Raw genomic sequence first — 15,138 nt, 5'->3', positions numbered from 1 at the left:
GCCGGCCCTCTCCCGGCCCTCCCCCGGCCTGTCTCCCGCGAGCGGGAGAGGGGAGCAAACCTTGGGCATGTGGCAAAACCGCTCAAGCCAACGGATGCGCCGAAGCCACTAGTGGTGCCCGACGGTTGTCATTCCCCTCACTGCAAGAACCCCGCTTCCAGCGCCCGCGCCTGCCGTTCGGCCTCCTCCGGCTTGCCGCGGCGGAATCTCTCGAGGTTCAGCAGTTTCCAGCGTATGGCCGGCAGCTCGGCGACATGCGCCTGCTGCAGCAGGGACCAGTCGGGTTGCGCGCGCACCAGGCCCGCGAGGAACCGCCGTTGCGCCTCGCTGAAGCGGCGCGGCAGCTCTCGTCTGAGCGTCTTCCGCGTTTCCAGCAGGGTCTCCAGCGGGCAATCGATTTCCATCATGCCGGCGAAAGCGCGCTCGTACTCGCGGGCGATGTCCTTGTCATTGCCGAACAGGATTTCGTGCGGCGGGCGCGGATGGCCCGCGAGATAGACGACGACGCACTCGACCATCTGCGCTGTGAAGCCGCCCGACCCGAGCAGTTGCCACACGTCGAACAGGTCGCGTGGATGCTGGCGGTCCATCGCGGCAACCAGCTTGCCCGCGTAGAGTTCGTCGGGAGCCAGGACCGGCAGATCGAATTCGACGCCGAAACGGTCCGCTGTCCTCGCCATGAGCGGACGCCGTTCGACCGGCAGCACCGTGCCGCGCAGGACGATGTTGACTTCGACCTTCACCTGGCTGTTGCCGGCCTCGACGAGCAGCTTGGCGCCGGCATCTTCCTTTCCGCCTCGCACGCGGCGCACGCGGCGCACGCCGAGGCCACGCGCCGCCAGGCGGTCGGCGATGGCGCCCAGTTCGCGCTCGATCTCCTGCATCGCCTCGTCGCGCTGCGCGTCCCTGGGGACGTAGACCACGTCGATGTCGACGGACAGCCGCGGCATGTCCTGCACGAACAGGTTGATCGCCGTGCCGCCCTTCAGCGCAAATATCTCGTTGCGGAAGACATCGGGAGCGATGTCGAGCAGCAAGCGGACCGTGTCCGCGTAGGCTTTATCCATGCGGCTTGAGGCTCAGCAGCGTGCCGTCGTCCAGCCGGCTCATCCAGCGCCGGTTGCTGCCGGTGCGGACCGGGAACCGTTCCAGCAGCGCATCCACGTCCACCACGCCGGTCTCTCGGGCCCAGGTCAGGAAAAGCCGGACCGCCTTCACGCTGGTGCAACAGGCCAGCAACTGGCCCATGAGTTCCTTGCGCGGGCTGCGCAGCCCTTCGAAGAGGTTGCGCGCCTCCTCCAGTCCCTGGTGAACCCCGACGTCATAGAGCAGTTCGAGGATGGCGCGCTCGGGCACGGAGACCGGCAGGCCGTCCGGCAGGCCCGGCGGCGTGGCCAGCGTCTTGCCGGCCAGGCTCTCTCCAGCCCAGTCGAACAGGCGCGCATGGCGATAGCGCGCCGGGAATCTCGACGCGAACCAGTCCGGTATCTCGAAGCGCGCATCGCCCCACAGGGTCAGCGTTTCGCGCGTGCCGAGATTGTGCCGCACGCCTTGCAGCGCCAGCGCGCTCTTGCCGCCGACGTGCAGCCCGGCCACCCGCTGCCGGAGGAATCCAAGCGCGCCATAGACGCCGAATGCATCGTTGGGAAATGCGTAGACGCCCTGGGCCAGCCGCAGGAGCCAGCCGCTCGACACGTAGTGCGCGGCGAGCTGCGCGGACACGTCGAGACGCTGGAGGGCCTGCAGATCGAAAGGGGCGCCGCGGGGCAACTCAAGCTGCAGGCGCTTGATTGGATGCTTCCTTGGATTTTCAACCATGCTTTAAAAATAGCACGAATTCTAATCAACTCGACCGGAATCGATTCGACTTAGACTGAAAATATAGTATCAGATACTATTTCTGATACCGAATCTAATCAGATTTCCGCTCATTCATGCCGACGCTTTCCCCCAGCGCCGCCTCCACCGCCGCCACCCGCGCCACATGCACGCGGTCCTTGATGAGGCTGGCATTGCCGGCGCATTCCCGCGCCACCGCGCCGGCATCCACCGCCGCCGCCGCGGCCAGCGCCGCCATCAGCCGCGCCGCCTGCGGATAGCTGCGCTGCTCGAAGCCGAGCCGGCCGCGCGCGTCGGCTTCGCAGGCCTGCAGGATGCCGGCGAAGCGCGCGGGCTTGCGCAGCGCGTCGCAGCGCTCCAGCAGGCGCGTCAGCGCGGCCGCGCCGAAGGCGTCGCTGCGGTGGATGTTGCCGTGCTCGCGCGCCACCGCCACCGCGAGGTCGCGGCATTCGGTGGGCACGCGCAGGCGCTTGCAGACGTCTTCGAGCAGCGCCACGCTGCGCTGCTCGTGGCCGATGTGGCGCGGCAGCACGTCGGCCGGCGTGGTGCCCTTGCCGAGGTCGTGCACCAGCGCGGCGAAGCGCACCGGCAGCGGCGCGTCCATGCCGGCGGCGGTATCGACCACCATCATCACGTGCACGCCGGTATCCACCTCGGGGTGGTAGTCGGCGCGCTGGGGCACGCCCCACAGCCGGTCCAGCTCGGGCAGCAGGCGCGCCAGCGCGCCGCAGTCGCGCAGCACCTCGAACATGCGCGAGGGCCGGGCCTCCATCAGGCCGCGCGCGATTTCCTGCCAGACGCGCTCGGCCACCAGCGCGTCGACCTCGCCGGCCTGGACCATGCCGCGCATCAGCGCGAGCGTGTCCGGCGCCACGGTGAAGTCGTGGAAGCGTGCGGCGAAGCGGGCCACGCGCAGGATGCGCACCGGGTCTTCGGCGAATGCCTCGGAGACGTGGCGGAACTGGCGCGCGGCGAGGTCGCGCCGGCCGCCGTAGGGATCGATCACCGGGCCGGCAAGCTCGCCGCCGGCATCGACCGCGCGCGCCATCGCGTTGATGGTGAGGTCGCGCCGCACGAGGTCGTCCTCGAGCGTGACGTCGGGCGCGCAGTAGAACGCGAAGCCCTTGTAGCCGGCCGCGGTCTTGCGCTCGGTGCGGGCCAGCGCGTACTCCTCCCTGGTCCGTGGATGGAGGAACACCGGGAAATCCTTGCCGACCGGCTTGTAGCCGGCGGCTTCCATCTCGGCCGGGGTCGCGCCCACCACCACGTAGTCGCGGTCCTGGCTGGGCTTGCCCAGCAGGGCGTCGCGAATGGCGCCGCCGACGGCATACACCTGCATGAACGGCCCTCAGTGATTGATGATGATGGCGTCGGCGCGGTCCGGCGCGAGCCGGTACGGCTCGTCCGCCACGATGAAGTCGCGCTCCTCGCGCGCATCGGCGATCCACGCCTGCATGGCCGGCAGCGCCAGGATGAAGTCGGCGTAGCGCTTGGCTTCATCGGGCAGGTGCGTGCCGTAGGTGGCGAAGCGGCTGACCACCGGCGCGAAGTACGCGTCGGCGATGGTGAAGGCGCCGAACAGGAACGGGCCGCCGGCGCCGAAGCGCGCGCGCAGGTCGGTCCAGATCGCGGCGATGCGGTCCACGTCGCGCTGCACGGCGGCGTTCCAGCCCAGGCCGGGCAGCATCGCGGTGGCGTTCATCGGCATCTGGCTGCGCAGGTTGCCGAAGCCCGCATGCATCTCCGCGCAGACCGAGCGCGCCAGCGCGCGCGCGCCGCGCTCGGCCGGCCACAGCTGCTTCTCGGGAAAGCGCTCGGCCAGGTATTCGGCGATCGACAGCGTGTCCCACACGGCGAGGTCGCCGTCGACCAGCACCGGCACCTTGCCGGCCGGCGAATGGCGTGCGACCACCGCATCGAAGTCCGGCGTGGACAGGCGCACCTTGATCTCCTCGAAGGCGATGCCGGCCTGCCGCATCAGCAGCCACGGGCGCAGCGACCAGGACGAATAGTTCTTGTTGCCGATGACGAGCTTCATCGCGGAATCCTTGCTGGAACTGGGAGAGGGAGCGGCCGGGAAAGCACACCGGCGGAACAAGGCATTGTATCCAGCCGCGCCTGGCCGATCCAAGCGAATTGCGCTCGCAGCGATGTGAGCGCGGGTCACAAGCAGATCACAAGCGGGTCACAAGCCGATCACTGGCGCGTCACAGGCGGGCCGCGCCCGGCCCGCCGGCCCGCGCCATCCGCGCCATCGGCGCCGGCAGCTTCAGCGATACACGCTGCGCCGCAGGGTCTGCATCTGGCTCTCGTGGCCGCGCCCGGCCAGCACGTCGGTCATCACCGCTTCCAGGCTGACCGGCTGGCGCAGGCCCAGTTCCGGCGCGAGCGAGCCGGCCATGACGTTGTCGAGCCGCATGGAGTCGAGGTTGTCGCGCGTCATCACCGGCGTGCCCGGCATGTGCTCCAGCACGGCCGCCTGCAGGCGCGCGAGCGCGTCGGGCAGGTGCAGGACCGGGCGCGGGTGGCCGCTGGCGCGCCCGGCATAGCGCACCAGCGCCTCGAGCGTGTAGACCTGCGGCCCGGCCAGGTCGTAGGCGTAGCCGACGGTGGCCGGCGTGGCCATCGCGTTGACGAAGGCCTGCGCCACGTCCTGCACGTAGACCGGTTGGAAGCGCGCCTGCGCGCACGCCAGCGGCACCACCGGCGCGATCTGCTGCATGTGGGCGAACAGGTTGAGGAAGTGATCGTCGGGCCCGAAGATCACGGACGGGCGGAAGATGGTCCAGTCCAGCCCGCTTTCGCGCACCACGCGCTCGCCGTCGCCCTTGCTGCGCAGGTACATCGACGGGCCGGCGCTGTCGGCGCCCAGCGCGCTCATGTGCAACAGCCTGCGCACGCCGGTGCCGCGGCAGGCCGCCACCAGGCGCCGCGGCAGCTCCACGTGCGCCGCGGCGAAGGCGGCGCCGTAGGGCTCGGCGCGCTCGCCGTGCAGGATGCCGGCGAGGTTGACCACGATGCCCTCGGTGCCCAGCGAGCCGACCGCGGCGTCGAGCGCCGCCTCGTTGCGCACGTCGAGCTCGACGACTTCCACGCGCGGCAGCAGCAGCAGGTGCTGGGCGTGCTCGGCATCGCGCGCGGCGGCGACAATGCGCTCGGGGTCGATGGGCGGCTCGGTCACGCTGCCCGGCTCGAGCGGCGTGGCCGAGGCGGTGGCCACGCCCGCCAGGCGGGCCACCAGGTGGCTGCCGACGAAACCGGCGGCGCCGATCACTAGAACGTTGCTGGTCTGCATGGATTCCTCCGTGGCAAGGCCCGGCCGGCGCGCGCCCCGGATGGGGCATGCGCCGGCGGCCGCACTCGCCGGCAGACCGCGCGCCGGCTCAGGGCAAGGCGGTGGTGGTGATCTGCGACGGCGACACCGTGCCCAGGCGATCCTTGAGCGACTGCGGCCTGCCGCTCATCAATGCAGCATAGTACGTGGCGTTCGACAGCACGTTCTTGACGTAGGTGCGGGTCTCCGCGAACGGGATGGTCTCGGCGAAGACCGCGCCCTCGACCTGGCGCGGCAGGCTGGAGCGCCAGCTCTTGGGGCGCCCCGGGCCGGCGTTGTAGGCGGCCGAGGCCAGCGTCCACGAGCTGTCCAGGTCGGTGAACACCATGCTCATGTAGTTGGTGCCGAGCATGATGTTGACGTTGGGATCGCCCATCATCGACGGCGAGAAATCCGTCATGCCGATCTTGCGCGCGACCCACTTGGCGGTGGCCGGCATCACCTGCATCAGGCCGTGCGCGCCGGCCGACGAGCGCGCGTTCATGATGAAGCGCGATTCCTGGCGCACCAGGCCGTAGGCCCACGCCATGTCGAGGCCGACGTCGTCGGTGGCGCGCTGCATGATGTCGCGGTAGGGCATCAGGAAGCGCAGCGAGAAATCGTGCTCGGCCTGGGTGCGGTCGGCGGTGTTGACGGCGCGGTCCAGCAGCTCGATGCGGCGCGCGTAGTCGGCCGCGGCCAGCAACTGGCGGTCGGTCATGCCGCGCAGCTCCCAGTTCCACTCGCGGTTGCCTTCGAAGCGCAGGTTGAGGTCGTAGAGCTTCTGCGCGCGCAGGAAACCCGGGCGCGCGCGCATGGCGTTGACCTCGGCGTCGCTGACCTGGGTACGCGCGGGCAGCACGGTGCGGTTGCCCAGCTCTTCATTGGCGAGCTGGCCGTAGAAGTTGAACTGGCCGGCGATGGCCTGGAACTGCTGCTGCGCCTCGGCGGCGCGGTTGTCGGCCTTGAGCGCGCGGCCGTACCAGTAGGTCCAGGCCGGGTCCTTGGCGCGCAGCTCGGGGCGCATGGCCTCGACCGCCATGCGCACCTGCTTCCAGTCGCCCTGGCGCAGCGCGGCGCGCACGCGCCACTCCTGGCTTTCGTCGGACAGCCACTGGTTGCCGCCCAGGTCCATCTGGCGGCGGTAGTAGCCGGCCGCCTCGGGCGCCAGCTTCTTGGCCGCGAACTGGCCGATCACGCCCCAGCCCGCGCCCTGCTCGTCGCGCGACAGGCCGGCGGCGCTGGCGTTCAGATAGGCGGCGGCCTGCGACGGATCGTTGCGCGCCATCTTGACCACGGTGGCCAGCGTGTTGCTGTCGCCGCGCGCCTCGGGCGCGGTGGCGGCGATGCGCCCGGCCAGCGTGACGAAGTTCTGCTCCAGCGCCTGGCGTGCCTGGAAGGCCACGTCGCTCGGCTCGATCTGGCGGCTCTGCGCGAGATAGCCGATCAGGTCGACGCAGCCTTCGCCGTAATACTTCGGATCGGCCAGCGCCGCGCGTGCCTCGGCCGCCACGTTCTGGCCCTTGAGCGCGCGCGACAGCAGCGCATAGCACTCCACCTGGGTGTCGTCCTTGAGCACGAACTGCGGGTACTCGGCGTCGAAGTTCGCCCAGTCGCGCTTCTTGCCCAGCACCAGCAGCCAGTCGTTGCGCATGCGGTCGGCGATGGCCTCGCCCTTGTAGCGCTGCAGGAACGCGCGCACCTGGTCGTCCGGCGCGTCGATGCGGGCCAGGCCGCTGGCGTCGAACATCTGCGGCTTGATGCGGAAATATTCCACGTACGACGAGATCGGGTAGTCCACCAGCGTGGCCGAGATGGCATCGGTGCGGACCACGTCGTTCTTGCGCGCGGCGTCGCGCAGCGCCACGAAAGCGTCGTCGGGATTGCCCGGGATGAAGGTTGCCGGGGATTGTGACTGCGGCTGCGGCGATGGCCGCTTCTGCGCAAACGCCGGCGCGGCAAGCAGCGCACACGCGATCGCCGCGAGGGCGGCCCTGGCCGCACGCTGCGGATATACTCCCTTCGGCATTCTTGGCTTTCCTTGTTGTGACGGCCGGACGGCATCGCCTTCTCCGCTCTTGTCGAAGGGCCCGCGTCCGACCGTGCGATATTTGGTCGACAGCAAACATTATCCCACGCAGCCATGCCCAGCGACGAGGTTCGCAACCGTTCCGGCGCGCCCGGCAAACCCGCCGCGCAGGCCCCCGCCAGCGAAGCACGCGGCGCCCTGCGGCGCCGGCTGCTGGCGCTGCGCGCCACCCTGCCCGCGCGCGCCGACGCCGATGCCGCCATCGAAGCCGCGCTGGCCACCCTGCTGGAACGCCTGGCCGCGCGGCGCCTCGGTTTCTACTGGCCGATCCAGCACGAGTTCGACGCGCGCGCCACCGTGACGCGCTGGCTGGCCGCCGACCCGGGCCGCCAGGCGGCCCTGCCGGTAGTCAGCCGCCCCGGCGCGCCGCTCGACTTCCACCTGTGGCAACCCGGCACCGCGATGACCAAAGGCCACTACGGCATTCCGATTCCCGACGGCACGCCGGCCGTGGTGCCCGACGCGCTGCTGATTCCATGTGTCGGTTTCAGTGCCGATAAGTTCCGGCTTGGATATGGGGGCGGGTTTTATGACCGCACACTGGCGGCGCTGGCAGCCGGCGGGGTCACTCCGGTGGCGATTGGGGTTGGTTTTGAGGCTTGCCGGATTGCGCTGGCCGCGCAGGGGCATGATTTGGCTATGGATTGGATTGTTAGCGAGAGGGGGTGTTTTTGAGGGGGTTTCTTAGTTTTCTTGTTTGGGCTTGGGTGGGGGCTTTGTTCTAGCTGCTGTGGGTCTGGCTTGAGACTTGGATGGGGTCCTTGTTCGGGCTGTTTGTGGGCCTTGAGGCTCGGGCGGTTTTGGTGCTTGAACCCAAAGGCTGTATGACATCCCCGCTGCGCGGGGCTGCCAGTCACTTTCTTTTGTCTGAAAAGAAAGTAACCAAAGAAAGCAGACCCCTTGCAGGGGGGCTGGGCGCTCAGACTTTATGGCTGGTGCGGGATTCGTGGTGCGGTCTGTGGCTTCGATGAGGCTGCTGACGCTACCGGTTTGCTTGCCTGCGGCGTCGCAAACGAAATTGGATTCGTGGTGGCGCTGCATGATGGCGGAGGTCCAGGCCCTTCGGGCTGCTGCCGCGACCGGGGCGGATGGGCTCGTCATAGAGATGGTGCTGGTTTCGTGGTGGGCGCGGTGGCTCCGGCGCGAGAGTACCCGCTGACATCCGCGCCCCGGTCCACCGCGCCCACCACGAAAACACGAGGATGCTACGCCGTGGCCGCCCAAACTGGTAACGGCAGAAGCTTGTACGACCTGAGCTTTGGCCATCATGGAGCCGGAATGTGAAACGCCCCCATCCGAAATGGCACCGCGGCCAGCACCGGTAGCGTCAGCAGTCTCATCGAAGCCAACGCCCGCACCACGAATCCCGCACCAGCCATAAAGTCTGAGCGCCCAGCCCCCCTGCAAGGGGTCTGCTTTCTTTGGTTACTTTCTTTTCAGACAAAAGAAAGTGACTGGCAGCCCCGCGCAGCGGGGATGTCATATGGCCTTTGGATTCAAGCACCAACAACCGCCCGAGCCTCAAGGCCCACAACAGCCAGAACAAGGCCCCCACCCAAACCCAAACCCCAAAAAACTCACCCCACCTGATTAGCCAACCTCAACGTAGCCTCCACCGACCACCGCGCCCACGTCGTCATCTCCTCCGCCGACTCCAGACAAACCGCGGGCAGACTCAGATAATGCCGCATGGTGACTTCACGCCCGCGGCTGCTGTACCGGAACGGCTCGCCGCCCTCGGCCTCGAACCGCGCGCGGGTCTGCTCGTCGGTCTTGAGCCAGCAGCGCCCGTCCGACACCAGCGCGAACATCAGCCCGTCGTAATACAGCCCGTGGCCGCCGAACATGCGGCGCGCGGTGATGGGGCCGATGCGCGCGGCCAGCGGGCCCATCAGCTCGAGCAGATGGTCGACGAAGGGATCGGGGCGGCGCGCGGTGGCCATGCGTGAAGCGCCCGGCGCTCAGAGCTTGAGACGCTGCCAGATCGCCTTGGTGGCGCCGGCGGTGTTGAGCGTGTAGAAATGCAGCCCCGGCACGCCGGCCGCGAGCAGGCGCTCGCACAGCGCAGTGACCACGTCGAGGCCGAACGCGCGGATCGATTCGCGGTCGTCGCCGAAGCCTTCCAGGCGCCGGGCGATCCAGCGCGGCACTTCGGCGCCGCACATCTCGGAGAAGCGCATCAGTTGCGAGGAGTTGGTGATCGGCATGATGCCGGGCACCACCGGCACGTCCACGCCCATCGCGCGCGCGTCGTCGACGAAGCGGAAATAGGCGTCGGCGTTGAAGAAATACTGGGTGATGGCGGAGTCGGCGCCGGCCTTGACCTTGCGCACGAAGTTCTCCAGGTCCACGCGCGGCGACTTGGCCTGCGGGTGGTACTCGGGATAGGCCGCCACCTCGATGTGGAACCAGTCGCCGGTCTCGGCGCGGATGAATTCCACCAGTTCGTTGGCGTAGCGGAACTCGCCGATCTCGCCCATGCCCGAGGGCATGTCGCCGCGCAGCGCCACGATGTGGCGGATGCCGCCGTCGCGGTAGGTCTGCAGGATCTGGCGGATGCTCGCGCGCGTGGAGCCCACGCACGACAGGTGCGGCGCGGCCTCGATGCCGTCGCGCTGGATTTCCAGCACGGCGTCCAGCGTGCCCTGCTGGGTGGTGCCGCCGGCGCCGAACGTCACCGAGATGTACTTGGGATGCAGCGGAGCGAGCTGCGCGCGCGTATTGCGCAGCTTCTCGGCGCCCTCGGCCGTCTTGGGCGGGAAGAATTCGAAGCTGAAGTAGCGGTCTTGCATGATGGTGGCGCGCCGCGTGTGGCGCGGCGCGCTGGAAGGTTTGGCGTGCGTCAGGCGCTGCGGCGTTCGCCGAGCAGCAGGCTCGACAGCGCCCAGGAAATCACGCTGTACAGGATCGATCCGAGCAGCGCCGCGCCGAAGCCGCTGACCACGAAGCCGGACAGCAGCTTGCCCACGAACAGGAACAGCAGCGCGTTGATCACGAAGATGAACAGGCCGAGCGTGAGCAGCGTCACCGGCAGCGTGAGGATGACCAGGATCGGGCGGATCAGGGTGTTGACCAGGCCCAGCACCAGCGCGGCGATCATGGCCGAGCCGAAGCCGCCCAGGTGAATCCCGCTGATCAGGTTGCCCACCAGGAACAGCGCGGCGGCGTTGATGATCCAGACGGCCAGCAATCTCATGACGACTCCTTAGCTCGGGTCAGACGAAACAGGATGCGGAACACCGCGGCAGCCGGGACAGCCCGGCCGTGCGATCGTACCCGCGATCCACGGCCGCGATCAATGCGCGCGGTCAACCGGCGCGCAGCGCGCGCGCCGGCCCGCCGCGATCAGTAGCGGTAGTGGTCGGCCTTGTACGGGCCTTCCTTCTTCACGCCGATGTAGGCGGCCTGCTGGTCGGTCAGCTCGGACAGCTGCGCGTTGAGCTTCTTGAGCTGCAGGCGCGCGACCTTCTCGTCCAGGTGCTTGGGCAGCGTGTAGACGCCGACCGGGTACTTGCCGCTATCGCGTTCCAGCCACAGCTCGATCTGGGCGATGGTCTGGTTGGCGAACGAGCTGCTCATCACGTAGGACGGGTGGCCCGTGCCGCAGCCCAGGTTCACCAGGCGGCCCTTGGCCAGGATGATCAGCTTCTTGCCGTCGGGGAAGATCACGTGGTCGACCTGCGGCTTGATCTCGTCCCATTCGTACTTCTCGATCGAGGCGATGTCGATCTCGTTGTCGAAGTGGCCGATGTTGCAGACGATGGCCTGGTCCTTCATCTTCGCCATGTGGTCATGGGTGATGACGTGGTAGTTGCCGGTGCAGGTGACGAAGATGTCGCCATGCTCGGCGGCGTAGTCCATCGTCACCACGCGGTAGCCTTCCATCGCGGCCTGCAGCGCGCAGATCGGGTCGATCTCCGTCACCCACACCTGCGCCGACAGCGCGCGCAGCGCCTGCGCGCTGCCCTTGCCCACGTCGCCGTAGCCGGCCACCACGGCGACCTTGCCGGCGATCATCACGTCGGTGGCGCGCTTGATGCCGTCCACCAGCGACTCGCGGCAGCCGTACAGGTTGTCGAACTTGCTCTTGGTGACGGAGTCGTTGACGTTGATGGCCGGGAAACGGAGTTCACCCTTTTGCGCCATCTGGTACAGGCGGTGCACGCCGGTGGTGGTTTCCTCGGTCACGCCCTTGATGGCGTCCAGGTTGCGGCTGTACCAGGTCGGGTCCTTGGCCAGCTTGTCCTTGATGGCGGCGAACAGGTAGGTTTCTTCCTCGCTGCCCGGCTTGGAGATCAGCGTGGCGTCCTTCTCGGCGCGCGCGCCCAGGTGCAGCAGCAGCGTGGCGTCGCCGCCGTCGTCGAGGATCATGTTGGGGGTGCCGCCGTCCTTCCAGTCGAAGATGCGGTGGGTGAAGTCCCAGTATTCCTTCAGCGACTCGCCCTTGAAGGCGAACACCGGCGTGCCCGAGGCGGCGATGGCCGCGGCGGCGTGGTCCTGGGTCGAGAAGATGTTGCACGAGGCCCAGCGCACGTCGGCGCCGAGCGCAACCAGCGTCTCGATCAGCACGGCGGTCTGGATGGTCATGTGCAGGGAACCGGCGATGCGCGCGCCCTTGAGCGGCTGGGCGGCGGCGAACTCGTCGCGGATCGCCATCAGGCCGGGCATCTCGGTCTCGGCGATGGCGATTTCCTTGCGGCCCCAGCCGGCCAGGTCGATGTCGGCGACCAGGTAGTCGTTCTTCAGGTCAGTCACTGCGTTCATGTTTCACTCCGGTGAAGAGTGGCGCGATGGCGGCGAGTGCGGGGGGATACGCGGCGCGCGGGCATGCCGGGCAACGCGGGCATGCAAAGCGGGCGGATAGGTCGACTCGCCACCGTGGGGGCCACGGATCAGCGAGCGCCGTTGAGACAGTCCGAGCCTGGCGAATGGCCAATCGCGCACTGGGGCACAATGGTCGCATCCGTTGCAACGCTCCTCGGAGTGGCGGTATTGTAGCCTGACCGCCGGCGCCGCGCACCGGCGCCGCGTGATTTTTTGCCTGGCGCTTCCGTTGGTGCTGTCTTTGGCGCTGTCTTTAGTGCCGTCCCTGGCGCCTTTCTTGCTCTTTCTTGCTGCTTGTTTTGTTGCTTCCTTTGCCGTTTCTCGCCGCCCCGCGGCGGCCTGCCTCGCACCGCACATGACCCCGACCACACACCGTCCTCCGCGCACCCTGACCATCGCCGGCTCCGACTCCGGCGGCGGCGCCGGCATCCAGGCCGACCTCAAGACCTTCGCCGCGCTGGGCTGCTTCGGCATGAGCGCGATCACCGCCATCACCGCGCAGAACACGCTCGGCGTGAGCGGCGTGCACGCGATCCCGGCGGAGATGGTGGCCGCGCAGATCGACGCGGTGGCCAGCGACATCGGCGTGGACGCCGCCAAGACCGGCATGCTGGGCACCGCCGACATCGTCGAGGCGGTGGCCGCCGCGGTGGACCGCCACGCCATCCGCCAGCTGGTGGTGGACCCGGTCATGATCTCCACCTCCGGCGCCACCCTGGCCGACGACGCCACCAGCCAGGCCATGACGCGCCTGCTGTTCCCGCGCGCCGTGCTGGTCACGCCCAACCTGCCGGAAGCCTCGTGGCTGCTGGGCCGCAGGATCAGCCGCCGCGGCGAGATGGAACAGGCCGCGCGCGACCTGCTGGCGCTGGGCTGCCGCGCCGTGCTGCTCAAGGGCGGCCACCTCGACCCGGCCGACGGCGGCCTCGACGACCTGCTGATGACCGCCGACGGCACCGTGCGCGTGTTCTCGCACCCGCGCGTGGAGACCCGCAACCTGCACGGCACCGGCTGCACGCTGGCCGCCGCCGTCGCCGCGCAGCTCGCGCGCGGCAACGCGCTGGCGGACGCGGTGGACGCGGCGCTCGACTACGTGGCCGAGGCCATCGTCGCCGGCGCCGACCTCGAGCTCGGCGCCGGCAACGGCCCGCTCAACCACGCCTTCGCGCCGCGCGCGATGGGATGACGCACGGGCCGGCACACCGGCCCGCGGGCGGCGGTATGATCGGGCTCTCCATCGTCCGGCCGCCAGCGCCATCCTTGCCACGCCATGACCCTGCTGTCCCAGATCGACCTGCGCGCCGACCCCGCCGCCGCGCCCTACCGGAAACACGAAGTGGTGCAGGTGGCGTTCGCCGCCGCGCCCGGCGAGCTCGCCAGCCTCGAAGGCCCCAACCGCTACCAGCCCGGCGACGCCCTCGTCACCGGCTCCACCGGCGACCGCTGGGTGGTGTCGCGCGACCGCTTCGACGCGCGCTACGAGCCGCTGGAAGCCGGCGCGCACGGGCGCGACGGCGCCTACCGCAACAAGCCTGCGACGGTGCTGGCAAAGCGCATGGCGGCGGCCTTCGGCATCGCCCGCTCGGCCGGCGGCGACGTGCTGCGCGGCGAGGCCGGCGACTGGCTGATGCAGTACGCGCCGGGCGACTACGGCATCGTGCAGCAGGCGCGCTTCGCCCAGGTCTACCGGCCCGCCTGACGGCCGGCCGCGGCGGCGCCCGGGGCGGCTAGTTGCCGCCGCTGCTCAGCGGCACCAGCTTGAACGCCGCGCGCGCCACGCACACCACTTCGCCGCCGGCGTTCTTCACCTCGCCCTCGCAGAACGCGATGCGCGCGCCGCGCCGCATGCAGCGCGCCTCCAGGTGCAGCTCGCCGCGCGCGGCGGCGAGGAAATGCGTGGACATGTCGATGGTGATCACGCCGGTCTGCATCGGCGCGTGCGAGCGCGCCGCGCCGCTGAGCGTGAAGTCCAGCGCCGCCATCAGCGTGCCGCCGTGCACGTCGCCGCGGCTGTTGACCAGGAACGGGCTGGCCGGCAGCCGCGTGCGGCACAGGCCCTCCTCGATCTGCACCGGCTGCAGGCCAAGGTGGCGCATCAGCGGCACGTCGATGCCGAAATAGGGCTGCTCCGGGGTGCCGGGCGCCACCGGGACGATCTGCGAGGGAAATTCCAAAGCTTGTCTTCCTTTATCCGAGTCTGATTGCTGCCTGGGCTGCCGTCATCGCGCCCGCCGACCGCAATGGTAGCGCCAACCCCGGCGCGAATGGCGCCGGCAGGCGGCTCACGGCTCCAGCAGCACGCGCAGCATGCGCTGCGGATCGGCCAGGAAATCGCGCGTCACGCGGAAGTGCTCGGTGTCCTCGTAGGCGATGCGCTGCACGCCGTCGGCGCCGAGGCGGTAGATCCACGCATCGGGGTAGGCCATCAGGATCGGCGAGTGCGTGGCGATGAGGAACTGCGAATCGGCGCGCACCAGGTCGTGGATGCGCGACAGCACGGCAAGCTGGCGCTGCGGCGAGAGCGCGGCCTCGGGTTCGTCGAGCAGGTAGAGGCCGTTGCCGCGGAAGCGCTCGGTCAGCAGCGCGAGGAACGATTCGCCGTGCGACTGCTCGTGCAGCGAGCGAGCGCCGTAGGCCGGCATCACCGGCGCGCCCGGGCCGGGCTCGGCATCGAGGCGCTCGATCTCGGTGGCGACGTTGAAGAAGCTCTCCGCGCGCAGGAAGTAGCCGTCGCGCGGGCGCCGGAAGCCGCGCGCCAGGCGCAGGTATTCGTTGAGCACCGAGTGCGAGCGGCGCGTGCCGAAGCTGAAGTTGCGCGAGCCGCCCTCGGCGTTGTAGCCGGCCGCCACCGCGATCGCCTCCATCAGCGTGGACTTGCCCGAGCCATTCTCGCCGACCAGGAACGTCACCTTGGGATGGAGCTCCAGCACGTCGAGCGCGCGCACCGCGGGCAGGCTGAACGGGTAGCGCGCGAAGCTCTCGACGATGTCGCGGCGCAGGGTGACGCGGCTGAGGAACTGGGACGAGATCATGGCGCGGCGGCGGGGGACGGAAGTGGCGTCCATCGTACCGC

General features: G+C 69.2%; 15 protein-coding genes and 1 riboswitch. Of the genes, 3 read left to right on the top strand and 12 right to left on the bottom strand.

All coding sequences use genetic code 11. From position 1 onward, the window contains the following. Window positions 1-137 precede the first annotated feature (137 nt). The 6 genes from ACWTPI_RS01275 to ACWTPI_RS01250 form a co-directional block, all read right to left on the bottom strand. The gene (locus ACWTPI_RS01275) at window positions 138-1,067 is read right to left on the bottom strand and encodes a nucleotidyl transferase AbiEii/AbiGii toxin family protein (protein ID WP_454730778.1); all 930 of its coding nucleotides are present in this window, start codon (window positions 1,065-1,067) and stop codon (window positions 138-140) included. Continuing rightward, window positions 1,060-1,818, bottom strand: coding sequence for a type IV toxin-antitoxin system AbiEi family antitoxin domain-containing protein (locus tag ACWTPI_RS01270; protein WP_029044084.1), 759 nt, complete (start codon window positions 1,816-1,818; stop codon window positions 1,060-1,062). Before ACWTPI_RS01270 ends, ACWTPI_RS01275 begins: the two co-directional genes overlap by 8 nt. A 94-nt stretch (window positions 1,819-1,912) precedes the next feature. Next, on the bottom strand, window positions 1,913-3,178 hold the full coding sequence (locus ACWTPI_RS01265; RefSeq protein WP_454730777.1) for a multifunctional CCA addition/repair protein: 1,266 nt from the start codon (window positions 3,176-3,178) through the stop codon (window positions 1,913-1,915). A gap of 9 nt (window positions 3,179-3,187) precedes the next feature. Next, window positions 3,188-3,877, bottom strand: a complete 690-nt coding sequence (locus tag ACWTPI_RS01260) for a glutathione S-transferase family protein (protein ID WP_454730776.1) — start codon at window positions 3,875-3,877, stop codon at window positions 3,188-3,190. A gap of 231 nt (window positions 3,878-4,108) precedes the next feature. Next, the gene (locus ACWTPI_RS01255) at window positions 4,109-5,134 is read right to left on the bottom strand and encodes a complex I NDUFA9 subunit family protein (RefSeq protein WP_020205230.1); all 1,026 of its coding nucleotides are present in this window, start codon (window positions 5,132-5,134) and stop codon (window positions 4,109-4,111) included. 88 nt (window positions 5,135-5,222) lie between these two features. Next, the gene (locus ACWTPI_RS01250; RefSeq protein WP_454730775.1) at window positions 5,223-7,181 is read right to left on the bottom strand and encodes a transglycosylase SLT domain-containing protein; all 1,959 of its coding nucleotides are present in this window, start codon (window positions 7,179-7,181) and stop codon (window positions 5,223-5,225) included. 114 nt (window positions 7,182-7,295) lie between these two features. Between ACWTPI_RS01250 and ACWTPI_RS01245 the strand changes: the two genes are divergently transcribed. Then, the gene (locus ACWTPI_RS01245; RefSeq protein ID WP_454730774.1) at window positions 7,296-7,916 is read left to right on the top strand and encodes a 5-formyltetrahydrofolate cyclo-ligase; all 621 of its coding nucleotides are present in this window, start codon (window positions 7,296-7,298) and stop codon (window positions 7,914-7,916) included. A gap of 902 nt (window positions 7,917-8,818) precedes the next feature. Here the strand turns inward: ACWTPI_RS01245 and ACWTPI_RS01240 are convergent. The 4 genes from ACWTPI_RS01240 to ahcY form a co-directional block, all read right to left on the bottom strand. Continuing rightward, window positions 8,819-9,184 carry a TfoX/Sxy family protein gene (locus tag ACWTPI_RS01240; protein ID WP_020205951.1) on the bottom strand — a complete coding sequence of 122 codons (366 nt, stop codon included), beginning with the start codon at window positions 9,182-9,184 and terminating at the stop codon, window positions 8,819-8,821. An 18-nt stretch (window positions 9,185-9,202) separates the two neighbouring features. Continuing rightward, the gene (gene metF / locus ACWTPI_RS01235) at window positions 9,203-10,033 is read right to left on the bottom strand and encodes a methylenetetrahydrofolate reductase [NAD(P)H] (protein ID WP_020205950.1); all 831 of its coding nucleotides are present in this window, start codon (window positions 10,031-10,033) and stop codon (window positions 9,203-9,205) included. A gap of 50 nt (window positions 10,034-10,083) precedes the next feature. Then, window positions 10,084-10,437 carry a phage holin family protein gene (locus ACWTPI_RS01230; protein WP_029044232.1) on the bottom strand — a complete coding sequence of 118 codons (354 nt, stop codon included), beginning with the start codon at window positions 10,435-10,437 and terminating at the stop codon, window positions 10,084-10,086. A 149-nt stretch (window positions 10,438-10,586) separates the two neighbouring features. Beyond that, entirely contained in the window at window positions 10,587-12,005 is a 1,419-nt protein-coding gene (gene ahcY, locus ACWTPI_RS01225; protein WP_454730773.1) for an adenosylhomocysteinase, read from the bottom strand. 126 nt (window positions 12,006-12,131) lie between these two features. Next, window positions 12,132-12,227, bottom strand: a riboswitch (S-adenosyl-L-homocysteine riboswitch). 193 nt (window positions 12,228-12,420) lie between these two features. On the opposite strand from ahcY, the gene thiD reads away from it, so the two are divergent. Both thiD and ACWTPI_RS01215 read left to right on the top strand, forming a co-directional pair. Beyond that, on the top strand, window positions 12,421-13,251 hold the full coding sequence (thiD, locus tag ACWTPI_RS01220) for a bifunctional hydroxymethylpyrimidine kinase/phosphomethylpyrimidine kinase (RefSeq protein ID WP_454730772.1): 831 nt from the start codon (window positions 12,421-12,423) through the stop codon (window positions 13,249-13,251). A gap of 84 nt (window positions 13,252-13,335) precedes the next feature. Continuing rightward, on the top strand, window positions 13,336-13,764 hold the full coding sequence (locus ACWTPI_RS01215; protein ID WP_059414884.1) for a PGDYG domain-containing protein: 429 nt from the start codon (window positions 13,336-13,338) through the stop codon (window positions 13,762-13,764). A 28-nt stretch (window positions 13,765-13,792) separates the two neighbouring features. Here the strand turns inward: ACWTPI_RS01215 and ACWTPI_RS01210 are convergent, their stop codons facing one another. Next, on the bottom strand, window positions 13,793-14,239 hold the full coding sequence (locus tag ACWTPI_RS01210) for a PaaI family thioesterase (RefSeq protein ID WP_020205945.1): 447 nt from the start codon (window positions 14,237-14,239) through the stop codon (window positions 13,793-13,795). Between the two features lie 108 nt (window positions 14,240-14,347). Beyond that, window positions 14,348-15,097 (bottom strand): AAA family ATPase, encoded by a 750-nt coding sequence (locus ACWTPI_RS01205; protein ID WP_020205944.1) that lies wholly within the window; start codon window positions 15,095-15,097, stop codon window positions 14,348-14,350. Between the last annotated feature and the right edge of the window lie 41 nt (window positions 15,098-15,138).

The organism is Cupriavidus ulmosensis, assembly GCF_977008105.1.
Note: the sequence above shows the minus strand (reverse complement) of the source record. Positions and strands in the feature narration are given on the sequence as shown.

Coding starts and splice junctions, on each gene's coding strand:
- ahcY (WP_454730773.1), bottom strand. CDS start 12,005: ATGAACGCAGTGACTGACCTGAAGAACGACTACCTGGTCGCCGACATC.
- ACWTPI_RS01240 (WP_020205951.1), bottom strand. CDS start 9,184: ATGGCCACCGCGCGCCGCCCCGATCCCTTCGTCGACCATCTGCTCGAG.
- ACWTPI_RS01260 (WP_454730776.1), bottom strand. CDS start 3,877: ATGAAGCTCGTCATCGGCAACAAGAACTATTCGTCCTGGTCGCTGCGC.
- thiD (WP_454730772.1), top strand. CDS start 12,421: ATGACCCCGACCACACACCGTCCTCCGCGCACCCTGACCATCGCCGGC.
- ACWTPI_RS01275 (WP_454730778.1), bottom strand. CDS start 1,067: ATGGATAAAGCCTACGCGGACACGGTCCGCTTGCTGCTCGACATCGCT.
- ACWTPI_RS01245 (WP_454730774.1), top strand. CDS start 7,296: ATGCCCAGCGACGAGGTTCGCAACCGTTCCGGCGCGCCCGGCAAACCC.
- ACWTPI_RS01270 (WP_029044084.1), bottom strand. CDS start 1,818: ATGGTTGAAAATCCAAGGAAGCATCCAATCAAGCGCCTGCAGCTTGAG.
- ACWTPI_RS01215 (WP_059414884.1), top strand. CDS start 13,336: ATGACCCTGCTGTCCCAGATCGACCTGCGCGCCGACCCCGCCGCCGCG.
- metF (WP_020205950.1), bottom strand. CDS start 10,033: ATGCAAGACCGCTACTTCAGCTTCGAATTCTTCCCGCCCAAGACGGCC.
- ACWTPI_RS01265 (WP_454730777.1), bottom strand. CDS start 3,178: ATGCAGGTGTATGCCGTCGGCGGCGCCATTCGCGACGCCCTGCTGGGC.
- ACWTPI_RS01205 (WP_020205944.1), bottom strand. CDS start 15,097: ATGATCTCGTCCCAGTTCCTCAGCCGCGTCACCCTGCGCCGCGACATC.
- ACWTPI_RS01230 (WP_029044232.1), bottom strand. CDS start 10,437: ATGAGATTGCTGGCCGTCTGGATCATCAACGCCGCCGCGCTGTTCCTG.
- ACWTPI_RS01250 (WP_454730775.1), bottom strand. CDS start 7,181: ATGCCGAAGGGAGTATATCCGCAGCGTGCGGCCAGGGCCGCCCTCGCG.
- ACWTPI_RS01255 (WP_020205230.1), bottom strand. CDS start 5,134: ATGCAGACCAGCAACGTTCTAGTGATCGGCGCCGCCGGTTTCGTCGGC.